The 12,685-nt window shown below is 65.7% G+C and carries 12 protein-coding genes; 9 read left to right on the forward strand and 3 right to left on the reverse strand.

Translation table 11 applies throughout. The features are described from left to right. Together ectB and ectA are read right to left on the reverse strand one after the other, a co-directional pair. Entirely contained in the window at positions 1-1,290 is a 1,290-nt protein-coding gene (ectB, locus tag ACU0DV_RS11790) for a diaminobutyrate--2-oxoglutarate transaminase (protein WP_100929014.1), read from the reverse strand. Between the two features lie 53 nt (positions 1,291-1,343). Further along, positions 1,344-1,874, reverse strand: coding sequence for a diaminobutyrate acetyltransferase (ectA, locus tag ACU0DV_RS11795; RefSeq protein WP_100929013.1), 531 nt, complete (start codon positions 1,872-1,874; stop codon positions 1,344-1,346). 234 nt (positions 1,875-2,108) lie between these two features. Between ectA and ACU0DV_RS11800 the strand changes: the two genes are divergently transcribed. From ACU0DV_RS11800 to choV, 4 genes are all read left to right on the forward strand, one after another. Further along, positions 2,109-2,600 carry a MarR family winged helix-turn-helix transcriptional regulator gene (locus tag ACU0DV_RS11800; protein ID WP_100929012.1) on the forward strand — a complete coding sequence of 164 codons (492 nt, stop codon included), beginning with the start codon at positions 2,109-2,111 and terminating at the stop codon, positions 2,598-2,600. Between the two features lie 152 nt (positions 2,601-2,752). After that, positions 2,753-3,673 (forward strand): choline ABC transporter substrate-binding protein, encoded by a 921-nt coding sequence (locus tag ACU0DV_RS11805; RefSeq protein ID WP_100929011.1) that lies wholly within the window; start codon positions 2,753-2,755, stop codon positions 3,671-3,673. Between the two features lie 319 nt (positions 3,674-3,992). Continuing rightward, a complete protein-coding gene (gene choW / locus ACU0DV_RS11810) occupies positions 3,993-4,826 on the forward strand; it encodes a choline ABC transporter permease subunit (protein ID WP_100929010.1) in 834 nt (277 codons plus the stop codon). A 1-nt stretch (position 4,827) separates the two neighbouring features. Then, positions 4,828-5,907, forward strand: a complete 1,080-nt coding sequence (gene choV / locus ACU0DV_RS11815; protein ID WP_446242642.1) for a choline ABC transporter ATP-binding protein — start codon at positions 4,828-4,830, stop codon at positions 5,905-5,907. Between the two features lie 25 nt (positions 5,908-5,932). On the opposite strand, the gene ACU0DV_RS11820 is transcribed toward choV, so the two are convergent. After that, positions 5,933-6,637 carry a GntR family transcriptional regulator gene (locus ACU0DV_RS11820; protein ID WP_283981360.1) on the reverse strand — a complete coding sequence of 235 codons (705 nt, stop codon included), beginning with the start codon at positions 6,635-6,637 and terminating at the stop codon, positions 5,933-5,935. Positions 6,638-6,806: 169 nt separating this feature from the next. Between ACU0DV_RS11820 and ACU0DV_RS11825 the strand changes: the two genes are divergently transcribed. From ACU0DV_RS11825 to ACU0DV_RS11845, 5 genes are all read left to right on the forward strand, one after another. Further along, a complete protein-coding gene (locus ACU0DV_RS11825) occupies positions 6,807-7,847 on the forward strand; it encodes a TRAP transporter substrate-binding protein (RefSeq protein ID WP_100929008.1) in 1,041 nt (346 codons plus the stop codon). 107 nt (positions 7,848-7,954) lie between these two features. Then, complete coding sequence (locus ACU0DV_RS11830; protein WP_283981361.1) at positions 7,955-10,036, forward strand: TRAP transporter large permease subunit; 2,082 nt, start codon at positions 7,955-7,957, stop codon at positions 10,034-10,036. Between the two features lie 9 nt (positions 10,037-10,045). Then, on the forward strand, positions 10,046-10,168 hold the full coding sequence (locus tag ACU0DV_RS11835; protein ID WP_100929006.1) for a dihydroxy-acid dehydratase: 123 nt from the start codon (positions 10,046-10,048) through the stop codon (positions 10,166-10,168). 269 nt (positions 10,169-10,437) lie between these two features. After that, positions 10,438-12,177, forward strand: a complete 1,740-nt coding sequence (gene araD / locus ACU0DV_RS11840) for an L-arabinonate dehydratase (protein WP_446242641.1) — start codon at positions 10,438-10,440, stop codon at positions 12,175-12,177. Next, positions 12,178-12,621 carry a hypothetical protein gene (locus ACU0DV_RS11845; RefSeq protein ID WP_446242640.1) on the forward strand — a complete coding sequence of 148 codons (444 nt, stop codon included), beginning with the start codon at positions 12,178-12,180 and terminating at the stop codon, positions 12,619-12,621. Positions 12,622-12,685 lie beyond the last annotated feature (64 nt).

The raw sequence follows: 12,685 nt of genomic DNA on the forward strand, positions 1-12,685 counted from the left end.
TTACTCCGCTGCGATTTTCTGGCCGGGCTCGACGATCTCGCGGGCGGCGTCCAGCACGATGGCCAGACCCTTACCCAGCGTCTCGTCGGGGGTGGTGAGCGGTGCGAGCACCTTGACCACCTCGTCCTCCGGACCGGATGTTTCGATGACAAGGCCGTTCTCGAAGGCCTTGGCGCAAATGGCTGCCGCCAGTTCGCCAGAACCCACGTCCACGCCGCGCATCATGCCACGGCCTTTCAGGTAGGCGCCCGGGATCATCGCGGCCAGGGCGCTCAGGCCCTTCTCGACGATGTCGGCACGGCGGGCGATGTCCTTCGCAAAGGCATCGTCGGCCCAGAACTTCTCGATCGCCACGCGGGCGGTCACGAAGGCATGGGTGTTGCCGCGGAACGTGCCGTTGTGCTCGGCCGGGCCCATGATGTCATGTTCCGGCTTCACCAGCACGAGGCCCATCGGCAGACCGAAGCCCGAGACGGATTTCGCCATGGTGACGAGGTCCGGCTTGAGACCTGCCTCTTCGAAGCCGAAGAAGTCGCCGGTCCGGCCGCAGCCCGCCTGGATGTCATCGACGATCAGCAGCGCGCCGTGCTTCTTGGCAAGCTCGGCCACGCGGCGCAGCCACTCGGGGCGCGCGGCGTTCAGGCCGCCCTCGCCCTGCACGGGCTCCACGATGATCGCGGCAGGCGCGTCCATGCCGGAGGACTTGTCCTCAAGCATCGTCTCGAGGATGTCGGCGGTGTCGGTGCCTTCACCCATGTAGCCGTCGTAGGGCATCCGGGTCACGCCGTTCAGCTCGATACCGGCGCCGCCACGGTGGTAGCTGTTGCCGGTCGCGGCCAGCGCGCCAAGCGTCACGCCGTGGAAACCGTTGGTGAAGGAAATCACGTTCGTGCGGCCGGTCACCTTGCGGGCGATCTTCATCGCCGCCTCGACGGCGTTGGCGCCGGTCGGGCCGACGAACATCAGCTTGTGGTCCATCCCGCGCGGTTCCAGGATGTGACGCTCGAAGGCTTCGATGAAGTCCTTCTTGGTGTTGGTGTGCAGGTCCAGACCGTGGGCGATGCCGTCGTTGGTCAGGTGCTCGATCAGCGCTGCCTTCATGTCCGGGTCGTTGTGCCCGTAGTTCAGCGAGGAGCAGCCCGCCAGGAAATCGATGTAGGTCTGACCGGATTCGTCGGTCATCTCCGACCCGCTGGCGCTGGTGAAGGTGGTCTTGAAGCCACGGCAGTAGGAGCGGGCTTCGGATTCGCGTCGTTCAAACACGTTAAGTTCTGTCGGTTGCGTAGTCATTACGACCTCTCTCGGATAACTTTGAATGTCAGGAATTCTGGAGCGTCTGCGCCTCAGGCGGCCTGCGCCACCGGGTTCGGCAACTCGATGGTCACCATGTTCTCGGTCGCGGCGCGCCCTGCGAAGTGATCTTCGCGAGTGAAGTGCGGCTCAGAGCTGAGGCTGCCACCCTGGTTGCGGGCGAACTTGCGGAAAAGCCCCCAGGACGCCTTGTTGTCGCTCGTGATCGTGGTCTGCAGACGGGTCACGTCCGCACACACGTCACGGTTCAGGATCTCGGCCAGCATCTTGCCGCCAAGGCCCATGCCGCGTGCCTTTTCGGACACGGCGACCTGCCAGACGAACAGCGTCTCGGGATCGTTCGGAAGGATGTAGGCAGACACCCAGCCGATAGCTTCACCGCCCTTGTCCGCCACCACGCAGGTGTCGGAAAAGTGGTCGCACTGCAGAAGGTTGCAATACATCGAGTTCTCATCGAGCGGCTTGCAGGCGCGCACAAGCTCCCAGATGCCCGAGCCGTCCTCGGATACCGGGGTGCGCAGTGTCGGCAAGGCCTGCCGGGCAAGGTCACGCGGATGTTGCATGTATCGGTTGCTCCATTTTGCTTCGTTAATCTAAATAGCGCGGGCCGGGCATTGCTTCAATAGGCAAAGTAAATATTCTTCGGTTTCGCGCCATGTTTCGCGCAAAACCCCGCTATAAGCGCCTACAAGCCCTTTATATGGCTAAGGGCACATCCTTCGACAAGCTAACCTGTGACCTGCTTGACGCAATGGTTAGCCGTCCTTATATTTAGACAGTCTAACAAAGGAGGTTCGATGGATCGCATCGATACGTCGTTGATCGCATTACGCAGGATTCTCCGCGCGACAGAGCTGTTCGGTCGCGAACTGAAGCAGGTGGCAGGTATCACCGCGCCCCAGTTCCGCGCCTTGCAGATCATCGCGGAGAACGGTTCCGCCACCGCGACAGAGATCGCGCAACGCATGAGGGTGACTCAGGCGACGGTGACGTCGCTTGTCGACAAACTCGTGCGGCAGGAGCTCGTTGTCCGGGAGAAATCCGCCGCCGACCGCCGTCAGACCAACATCCAGGTGACGCCGCTGGGATACAAGACGCTCGACCGGGCGCCCGACCCCCTGCAGCAGCGTTTCGTGCGCAAGTTCGAGGCCATGGACGACTGGGAGCAGGCCATGCTCGTGGCGTCCCTCGAACGCGTTGCAGCCATGCTCGATGCGGAGGATCTGGACGCGTCCCCAGTGCTGGACACAGGCGACATTCGCCACGCCGCAAGGAACGGCGCGCACTGAGCGTGCCCCGGGTTCACCCCGTACGACCGGTGCCGGCGCGGAATGCCGCCTGACATGACCCTCTGACACGCCCGCGACAAGATTGCTTGAAGACAGGGCGACATTGCCGGATGTTGGGATGCATCAAAATGACCCGACAGCGGAGAAACCAGATGAAAAAGACCTTCACCCTTTGCGCCGTAGCGGCTCTTTCGGCCAATGGCGCTTGGGCCGATTGCGAGACGGTTGTCCTGTCCGACGTCGGCTGGACCGACATCACCGCCACCACCGCCGCCACCTCCGTCGTGCTTGAGGCGCTCGGTTACGAGACCGACGTGAAGGTGCTGTCCGTGCCGGTGACCTATACCTCCATGGCCTCCGGCGACGTGGACGTGTTCCTCGGCAACTGGATGCCCACGATGGAGGCCGACATCGCGCCTTACCGTGAAGCCGGGACCGTCGACACCGTCCGCGCCAACCTTGAAGGGGCGAAGTACACGCTGGCCGTCAACAAGGCCGCTGCCGACCTCGGCATCAAGGACTTCGCCGACATCGCCACCCACAGGGACGCGCTCGAAGGCAAGATCTACGGGATCGAACCGGGCAACGACGGCAACCGCCTGATCCAGTCCATGATCGAGGAGAACGCCTTCGGTCTCGAAGGGTTCGAGGTCGTCGAATCCTCCGAGCAGGGCATGCTGAGCCAGGTCGCCCGCGCCGACCGCCGCGACGAACCCGTCGTCTTCCTCGGCTGGGAACCGCACCCGATGAACGCCAACTACGAGATGTCCTACCTCACCGGCGGCGACGACTACTTCGGTCCGAACCTCGGCGGCGCGACCGTCTACACCAACACCTCCGCCGGTTTCGCCGAAGAGTGCCCGAACCTCGGCGCGCTGCTCAACAACCTCGAATTCTCCCTCGCGATGGAGAACGAGATCATGGGCAAGATCCTCGACGGCGGCGCAGACCCGGAAGATGCCGCGACCGAATGGCTTCAGGCCAACACCGGCGTGCTGGACGGCTGGCTGACCGGCGTGACCACCAAGGACGGCGGCGACGCCATGGAGGCCGTGAAGGCCGCGCTGGAATAAGCGCCCGACGACCACCCCATCAAACGCCCCCGCAGACCGCGGGGGCGTCTTTCGTTTCAGCCGCGCGCCGACCGCCGCGACCGGGGCAGAGGCACCGGAAACGAAGACCACCCGCCGGGCCGACAGGGCGATTCGCCCGGGCCCGGCAAAGCTGCCGACCTCCGCATCAACCCGGATTTCCCGGCACGCGCGGCGGAAAGAACATGAACATTCCGAAGGGTTTTGCGATAGTGCGCCGGACCCGAACCGCCAGCCCCCTTTAGAAATTGGCGCGCTTGCGGTAGTTGACTGACGGATCAATCAAGAAAGAGGGCGTGACATGGAATGGCTGGAAGAACACAAGTTGCCGATCGGCAGCGTGGTCAGGGACGCGGTTGACTGGCTGACCGACAACGCCGTGTGGTTCTTCGACGGGCTCTCCCTTGCGCTGGAATCGGTGATCGACGCGCTGCTCTGGTGCCTCCAGACGCCGCCCGCGCTGCTGATCGTCGCGCTCATCACCCTGCTGTCGTGGTTCGCCCGCCGCTCCGTCGGCTTCACGATCTTCACCGCAGCCGGGCTCCTGCTGATCATCAACCAGGGCTACTGGGAAGAAACCACCGAGACGCTGGCACTGGTGATCGCCGCCGCCGTGGTCTGCATGGGGGTCGGCGTTCCCGTGGGCATCGCCGCCGCGCGCCGTCCGTGGCTCTATAACGCGCTGTCGCCGGTGCTGGACCTGATGCAGACGATTCCGACCTTCGTGTACCTGATCCCGGCGCTGATCCTCTTCGGGCTGGGCATGGTGCCGGGGCTGATCGCCACGGTGATCTTCGCCATCCCCGCCCCCATCCGCCTGACCCACCTCGGGATCACTTCCACCCCCACCGCACTGATCGAGGCGGGCGAAGCCTTCGGCGCCACCCGCCGCCAGCTGCTCTACAAGGTGGAACTGCCTTACGCGATGCCGCAGATCATGGCCGGGCTGACCCAGACGATCATGCTGTCGCTCTCGATGGTCGTCATCGCCGCGCTGGTCGGCGCCGACGGGCTGGGCGTGCCGACGCTGCGGGCACTGAACTCAGTCAACATCGCGCAGGGCTTCGAGGTGGGCATCGCCATCGTCCTCGTGGCGATCATCTTCGACCGCATGTTCAAGAAGCGGGGGGCCTGAGATGAGCGATCCCGTGATGAACCGCCCCATGGTCCGCTTCGACGCAGTCAACATCGTCTTCGGCGACGCGCCGGAAACCGCCCTCCCGCTGATGGACGAAGGCCTCTCGCGGCCCGAGATACAGGAACGCACCAACCAGGTGCTGGGCGTGCACGACTGTACCCTCGACGTGCACGACGGCGAGATCCTCGTGCTGATGGGCCTCTCCGGCTCCGGCAAGTCGACGCTGCTGCGTGCCGTCAACGGGCTGAACCCCGTGGCGCGCGGCAAGGTGGAGGTCCGCGTCGACGACAGGTTCGTCGATGTCGCCAAGGCCTCGCCGAAGGCGCTGCGCCAGATCCGCACCCAGCGTGTCGCCATGGTCTTCCAGCAGTTCGGCCTGCTGCCGTGGCGCACCGTCATCGACAACGTGGCCTTCGGGCTGGAAATCGCGGGCGTCCCCGCCGCCGAACGCCTCGACCGCGCCCGACGGCAGCTCGACACCGTGAACCTCGGCGAATGGGCCGACCGCAAGGTGCAGGAACTGTCCGGCGGGATGCAGCAGCGCGTGGGCCTTGCCCGGGCGCTTGCCACCGAAGCGCCGATCCTCCTGATGGACGAACCGTTCTCGGCCCTCGATCCGCTGATCCGCAACCGTCTTCAGGACGAGCTTCTGGAACTTCAGCAAAAACTCGGGCGGACGATCATCTTCGTCAGCCACGACCTCGACGAGGCGCTGAAGATCGGCAACCGGATCGCGATCATGGAGGGCGGGCGCATCGTGCAATGCGGCACGCCGCAGGACATCGTCCTGACCCCCGCCACCGAATACGTCGCCGATTTCGTAGCGCACATGAACCCGCTCAACGTCCTGCGCGCGATGGAGATCATGGGCCCCGCCCCCGACACTCCGCCCGCTTCGGCGCGGCACGTCGCCCCCACGACACCAATCCGCGAGATCCTTCCCCTGCTCAGCCAGGACACCGATCCGCTGATCGTGATGGAGGACGGCAGGCCCGTGGGCACGATCGACACGCGCGCCCTGCTGACCGCCCTGATGAACGAACAGCGGCAGGTGGCAGAGGTCCGCGAAAGCGCCTGAACGCCCAGAGCGCCCCGGCGGGACGTCAGCTCGAAAAGAACTCCGGAAACTGCCCGCGGAGCATGTCGAGCCGGCGGATCGTCCCCGACAGATGGACGCGGATCGCCTCCATCGCCTCGTCGGGGTCGCCCTGCTCGATGCCGTGCAGGATGCGCCAGTGCTTCTCCACGATGTCGGCCATCTTGCCTTCGGAGGGCAGGTCCAGCATCTGGCAGCGGAACAGGTGGCCCAGCCTGCGGATCAGGATCTGCTGCAGGTTGGTCATGCCGACACCCGCGAACAGCGTGCGGTGAAAGGCGCGGTCGAGCTCGTTGAACAGCCCCATCTGCGTAGTGTCGCCGTGCAGCGATTCCTGCATGTTCATGATCGCCCGCGCGCGTGAGATCACCTCCGGATCGGGGTCGAGCGCCAGCCTGCGCACCACCTCCGTCTCCACCGAGACCCGCAGGAACTGCGTTTCGCGCAGCTGGTCGACGTCGATGCGCTTCACCACCGTGCCGGATTGCGGCATGATCCGGACCAGCCCGTCTTCCTCCAGCCGCTGCAGCGCCTCGCGCACCGGCGTCAGGCTGACCCCGTATTCCTGCGCGATGGCCGTGCGCGACAGGACGGTGCCCGGCGGATAATCCAGCGACACCACCTTCTTGCGCAGCGCGTCATAGACGGTGCCCGCCGCCGAGACGGGGTGCTTCTCTCCATGTTCGCCGAAGGCCTGTTCGATGATCGCCATGTCCGTTCCGATTGCGCCACCGTGGCGGCCTTGCCTCCACTCAATATCGGCGCTTCGCCAATTCAATCAAGATTGACCGTCTAATTCAACTAATATATTAGTCTGACCAGCTCGTGAGCGCCGGTCGAGGAGGGCCGCGTCGCGTGCACTGCACCTAGGGAGGAATTCAATGAAAACCGACATCCTGAAGAACATGTCAAAGGCGGCGGTCCTTGCGGCCTCCGTCGCGGCACTGGCCACGGCGGCAAGCGCCGCAGACAAGACGCTGAAGATCCAGACCTCGTCCAACGCCAGCCACGCCTCGCTCGCCTACCTGAACGAGGAATGGGTGCCGAAGCTGGAAACCATGACCGGCGGATCGCTGGGGGTGGAGCTTCTGCCGATCGACGCCGTGGTGCCGCGCCGCGAGACGGCCGAGGCGATCTCGGTCGGGATCCTCGACGGCGACCTCACCTCGATCAACTACTTCGCGGGTGTCGACCCGGCCTTCGCGCTGATGGGCGACCTGATCGCAGGCTACGACTCGGCCGACCAGATCCAGGCGTTCTGCGCGCAGGGCGGCGGCAAGGAGATGCTGCAGAAGCTCTTCGACGCGCATTTCGAGGGCGTGCACGTCGTCGGCTGCGGTGCCTACGCGCGTGAGGCCTTTGTCTCCAAGGTGCCGATCCGGGGTGTGGCGGACTTCGAGGGCGTCAAGGTGCGCTCCCCCGAAGGGCTTGCGGCGGACGTCTTCAAGCGCGTCGGTGCAGCGCCCGTGTCCATGTCCGGCTCCGAAACCTACGGCGCGCTCGAAAAGGGCGTGATCGACGCGGCGGACAACTCCGCCTATGCCAACAACGACGCCAACGGGATGCACAAGATCGCCAAGTACCCGATCTTCCCGGGCATCCACTCCACCCCGATCCTGCAGTTCACCGTCTCCCAGGCCGTCTGGGACGAGATGTCCGAGCAGGAGCAGGTCGCGCTCGAAACCTGGTATCTCGCCGCCTACAACGGACTGCGCCAGCACTTCGACCGCCTCGACCGCCAGCTTGTCGCCCGTGACAAGGCCGCCGGCGAGCTGGAAGTGATCGACTGGCCGCAGGAAGAGCGCGACGCCTTCCGCAAGGTGGCACAGCAAGCGTGGGAAGACTTCGCCAAGGGCTCCGACCTCGCGCAGGAAGTCTACGACGCGCACATCGCCTTCATGAAGGAAGCCGGGCTGCTCTGACGCACTCCCGCAGAGACCCGATGGCGCCCCCGGCCAAGGGGGCGCCGCAGCACCTCTAGGGCCCGTCCGCGGCCCTCTTTTCCCGGCCCCGAGGGAGGACTCCCGCTGTGACCCGAAACATCGACGACGCCATCGCCCAAACCGATCTGGAAATCGCCGATCAGGACCCCCTCGCCCACGCGGAGGAGCGGGACCTGCCGATGTCCGACTACACGGTGGTCGACCATGCCAGCCACATCACCGGCATCGCCATCTCCTCCTTCTACCTCGTCGCGGCGCTTGCCACGCTGTACGAGGTCTTCTCGCGCTACGTGCTGAACCACCCGACCTTCTGGGCGTTCGAGACCGTGATGACCACGGTTGCCGCCGCGTGGATGCTGTCAGCGGGATACGTCACGCTGAAGAAGCGGCACATCGCGATCACCGTCATCCACGGGCTGACCACCCGGCGCCAGAAATGGTGGCTCGACCTCTTCGCCATGCTGGTGGGGATCTTCGCGCTCTACATGCTGCTGACCGACGCGCCGATCCGCGCCTATGTCAGCATCGAACGCGTCGAGAAATCCGGGTCCGCCTTCAACTCCCCGCTGCCGATGATGATGAAGTCGCTGATGGTGATCGGTGCCTTCATGTACCTCGCGCAGCTCATGATGAACCTGCACCGGCACCTGAACTCCGACCTCGGGCGCCTGCTGGTCAAGATCGTCTCCGCCTACTTCGTCCTCTACTTCGCCTCCGCCTTCCTGGCCGAGGTCTTCGCCTTCGCCCCGGCCGAGATGTTCTCGGGCTTCATCTCCGGGATCGGCAAGGCGCTCGACCCGTCGCAGGCGCTCGACATGCGGTCCATGGACCTCGGCACCGTGTCGCTCATCATGGTGGTCATGCTGATCGCGCTGATGATGACCGGCATGCCGCTGGGCATCGTCACGCTGATCGTGTCGGTCATCATGGCCATCGGCTTCTTCGGGCCGCGCGGGCTGTTCCTCGTGTCCTCGAACGCGGTGGGCCTGCTGGAACACTACTCCCTCGTCGCGGTGCCGTTCTTCGTGCTCATGGCCTCCATCCTCGAACGGGCGGGCATCGCCGAGGACCTCTTCGACGCCATGTCGATCTTCGCGGGCAACCTGCGCGGCGGCGTGGCCGTGCAGACCACCGTCGTCGCCGTGATCCTCGCCGCCATGTCCGGCGTCATGGGGGGCGAGATCGTCATGCTGGGCCTCGTCGCCCTGCCGCAGATGTTCCGCCTGGGCTACGACCGCAAGATCACCATCGGCCTGATCTGCGCCGCCGGTGCCCTCGCCACGCTGATCCCGCCGTCGATCATCATGATCGTCTACGGCCTCTCGGCCGAGGTCGGCATCGGCGACCTGTTCATGGCCGGCGCCATCCCCGGCATCATGCTGGCGGTGTTCTACGCGGGCTACGTGCTGATCCGGGTCAACATCACTCCCTCCATGGCGCCCACCGCCCGGGAAGTGGCCGAGATCACCGGCACCGAACAGAAGCTCTCCTCCGAACGGATGACCGCCGTGATCCTGTCGATCGCGCTGATCGCCACGGTCATGGGGTCGATCTACGCCGGGATCGCCTCCGTCACCGAATCCGCCGCCGTGGGCTGCATCGGCGCCATGGTGATCGCCGCCATCCGCAACCGCTTCAACTGGGAGGTGGTGACCGCCGCGCTCATGGGCACCATGGCCACCGTCGGCACGATCATCTGGCTGATCCTCGGCGCGGTCTCCTTCGTGGGCATCTTCAACCTCGTCGGCGGCGGAGAGTTCATGCGCTCGCTGTTCCTCGACCTCGGGTTGTCGGCCATGGGCACCGTGATCGTCATGATGCTGATCCTGATGGTGCTCGGCACCTTCATGGAATGGATCGCCATCGTGCTGATCACCGTCCCTGTCTTCGCCCCGGTGGTCATGACGCTGGCCCCCGAACTCGGCCTGACCGAGGACCAGGCCAAGATCTGGTTCGGCATCCTCTTCGTGATGAACATCCAGATCTACTTCCTCTCGCCGCCCTTCGGCCCGGCCTGCTTCTGGCTGAAGTCGGTGGCGCCGAAGGACGTGACCCTGCAGGAGATCTTCCTCGCGGTGCTGCCCTTCATCGGCCTGCAGATCATCGGCCTCGTCCTGGTGATGGTCTTCCCGCAGATTGCCCTTTTCCTTCCCGAACTCCTGAACTGAGGTAGAGCCATGATCGGACGCGACTCACGTGAAGACATCGACGGCTACGGCATCTGGCCGTGGCTCCTCGGGCTTGTCCTGGTGGCGGTCATCATCGGCATCATGTTCGGTGCCGCACAGCCGATTTCGTGAACGCCGGCCCGTGGGAGGGGGAAGAGATGCCAGAGCACCCGACGCCCCCGCACGGGCCCCGGCGCGGACCGGACGCCGCCAAGCCCGGGGACGAACCGTTCGCAGAACCCGCCCAAGACCCCATCGGGGCCCACGTGACCACGAGCCCCGCAGATGGCATGGTGGTGCCGGGCAGCATCCTCCGGACCCCGTGCCAAACCCTTCTGCCGCGCGCCGCCGGCAATGACCCGGCCAGCGCCGCCAGTTTCGAATACCAGTAAGGAAAGACCATGACCGACCGCCGCAAGTCCCCCGAAGAGCTCCGCTCCGCCCGCTGGTTCGCGCCCGACGACCTGCGCTCCATGGGCCACAGGTCCCGCGCGATGCAGATGGGCTGGGACGACGAGGACTGGACCGGCAAGCCGGTGATCGCCGTCATCAACACATGGTCCGACCTCTCGCCCTGCCACCACCACCTGCGCGACCGGGCAGAGTTCGTGAAGCAGGGCATCCTGCAGGCGGGCGGCCACCCGGTCGAGATGCCGGTGCACTCGTTCTCCGAACAGTTCCTGAAACCCACCTCCATGCTCTACCGCAACATGGGCGCGCTCGAGGTGGAGGAAACCCTGCGCTCCCACCCAATCGACGGGGCGGTGCTGCTGGGCGGCTGTGACAAGTCCACGCCCGCGCTGGTCATGGGCGCGGTCAGCATGGGCTTGCCGTTCATCTTCATGCCCGCGGGCGCCATGCTGCGCGGCAACTACGCCGGGCAGAAGCTCGGCTCCGGCACGGATGTCTGGAAATACTGGGACGAACGCCGCGCCGGCACCATCGGCAAGGAAGAGTGGATGGGCGTGCAGGGCGGCATCGCCCGCAGCTACGGCACCTGCATGACCATGGGCACCGCCTCCACCATGATGAGCATCGCCGACGGCTGGGGCCTGACCCTGCCCGGCGCCTCCTCGATCCCCGCGCCTGACGCGGGCCACAAGCGCATGGCCAAGGCCTGCGGGCGCCGCATCGTCGACATGGTCTGGGAGGACTTGACCCCGAACAGGATCATGACAGAGGCCTCCACCCGCAACGCCGTCACCGTCGCCATGGCCACCGGCTGCTCGACCAACGCCATCATCCACATGATCGCCATGGCCCGCCGCGCGGGCATCCCGCTGACGCTCGACGACCTCGACGAGATCGGCAGGACGACCCCGGTGATCGCCAACATCCGCCCCTCGGGCAAGGAATACCTGATGGAGGACTTCTTCTACGCCGGCGGCCTCCCGGCGCTGATGAAGGAACTGGGCGACAAGCTCGACCTGTCGGTGATGACCGTCTCAGGCAAGACGCTGGGCGAAACCATCGAGTCGGCGGTGAACTACAACGACGACGTGATCCGCCCGCTGTCCAACCCGCTCTACCACGAAGGCTCGCTCGCCGTGCTGCGCGGCAACCTCGCCCCCGATGGCGCGGTCATCAAGCCCGCCGCCATGGACCCGAAGTTCCAGACGCACACCGGCCCCTGCATCGTCGCCGACAGCTACGCGGAGCTGAAGGAGATCATCAACGACGAGAATTACCCGATGACCCCGGACCACGTCCTGGTCCTCAGGAACGCCGGGCCGCAGGGCGGGCCGGGGATGCCGGAATGGGGCATGATCCCGATGCCCAAGGCGCTGCTCAAACAGGGCCACCGCGACATGGTCCGCCTGTCCGACGCGCGCATGTCCGGCACCTCCTACGGGGCCTGCATCCTGCACGTCGCGCCCGAAGCCTTCGTCGGCGGCCCGCTCGCCCTGATCCGCACCGGCGACATGATCGAGATGGACATCCCGAACCGGCGCCTCAACGTGCAGATCTCCGACGCGGAGATGGCCGAACGCCGCGCCGCCTGGACCGCGCCCGAACCGCGCTTCGAACGGGGATACGGCTACGTCTACACCAAGCACGTCGAACAGGCCGACAAGGGCTGCGACTTCGACTTCCTGACCAGCGAATTCGGCGGCCCCGTGCCGGAACCGGAAATCAACTGAGTGTCGGAGGTGGCGGCAGACGACAGGCCGGAGGGCCTTCCCGGTCCGGTGCTCTTCGGCGCACTGGCGGCCTTTGCGCTGGCGGCGCTGGCGCTGCTCTACGGCGTGCTGCTGACCGGCGTGCTCGTGGACATGTTCACCGCAGACCGCCTCTCGCGCCGGGACCTGATGCTGTCGCCGCTTTACGTCGGCCTCTGCCCGCTGATGATGGGGATCGCGTTCTGGAACGCGGTGCACTTCGTCCGCCTCTTCCGCACACCCGCGCGGCCCGCGCCGCGCGGCCTGCGGGCCGGGCTCTGGCTCATCGCTTCGGTCTGGGTCGTCTTCACCGGCATCGCGATCCGCTTCGGCGCGCTCGAAGACCCGGGCGCCCTACCCTACATCGCGGGCCCTGCGCTTCTGGCGCTCCTGTGCCTCAACGCCCTCCGGAAAGGGCAGGCATGACCCGCATTCCTCCCATCCATTTCTTCACCTGTGGCGCGCGATCCTGCCGAAGGACCGCCGCCCG

The organism is Sagittula sp. (assembly GCF_052825245.1).

What these genes read in the sequence shown, in the direction of transcription:
- ACU0DV_RS11835 (WP_100929006.1), top strand. Translation starts at nt 10,046, where the DNA reads ATGATCGGACGCGACTCACGTGAAGACATCGACGGCTACGGCATCTGG.
- ACU0DV_RS11800 (WP_100929012.1), top strand. Translation starts at nt 2,109, where the DNA reads ATGGATCGCATCGATACGTCGTTGATCGCATTACGCAGGATTCTCCGC.
- ACU0DV_RS11805 (WP_100929011.1), top strand. Translation starts at nt 2,753, where the DNA reads ATGAAAAAGACCTTCACCCTTTGCGCCGTAGCGGCTCTTTCGGCCAAT.
- ectA (WP_100929013.1), bottom strand. Translation starts at nt 1,874, where the DNA reads ATGCAACATCCGCGTGACCTTGCCCGGCAGGCCTTGCCGACACTGCGC.
- ACU0DV_RS11820 (WP_283981360.1), bottom strand. Translation starts at nt 6,637, where the DNA reads ATGGCGATCATCGAACAGGCCTTCGGCGAACATGGAGAGAAGCACCCC.
- araD (WP_446242641.1), top strand. Translation starts at nt 10,438, where the DNA reads ATGACCGACCGCCGCAAGTCCCCCGAAGAGCTCCGCTCCGCCCGCTGG.
- choW (WP_100929010.1), top strand. Translation starts at nt 3,993, where the DNA reads ATGGAATGGCTGGAAGAACACAAGTTGCCGATCGGCAGCGTGGTCAGG.
- ectB (WP_100929014.1), bottom strand. Translation starts at nt 1,290, where the DNA reads ATGACTACGCAACCGACAGAACTTAACGTGTTTGAACGACGCGAATCC.
- choV (WP_446242642.1), top strand. Translation starts at nt 4,828, where the DNA reads ATGAGCGATCCCGTGATGAACCGCCCCATGGTCCGCTTCGACGCAGTC.
- ACU0DV_RS11825 (WP_100929008.1), top strand. Translation starts at nt 6,807, where the DNA reads ATGAAAACCGACATCCTGAAGAACATGTCAAAGGCGGCGGTCCTTGCG.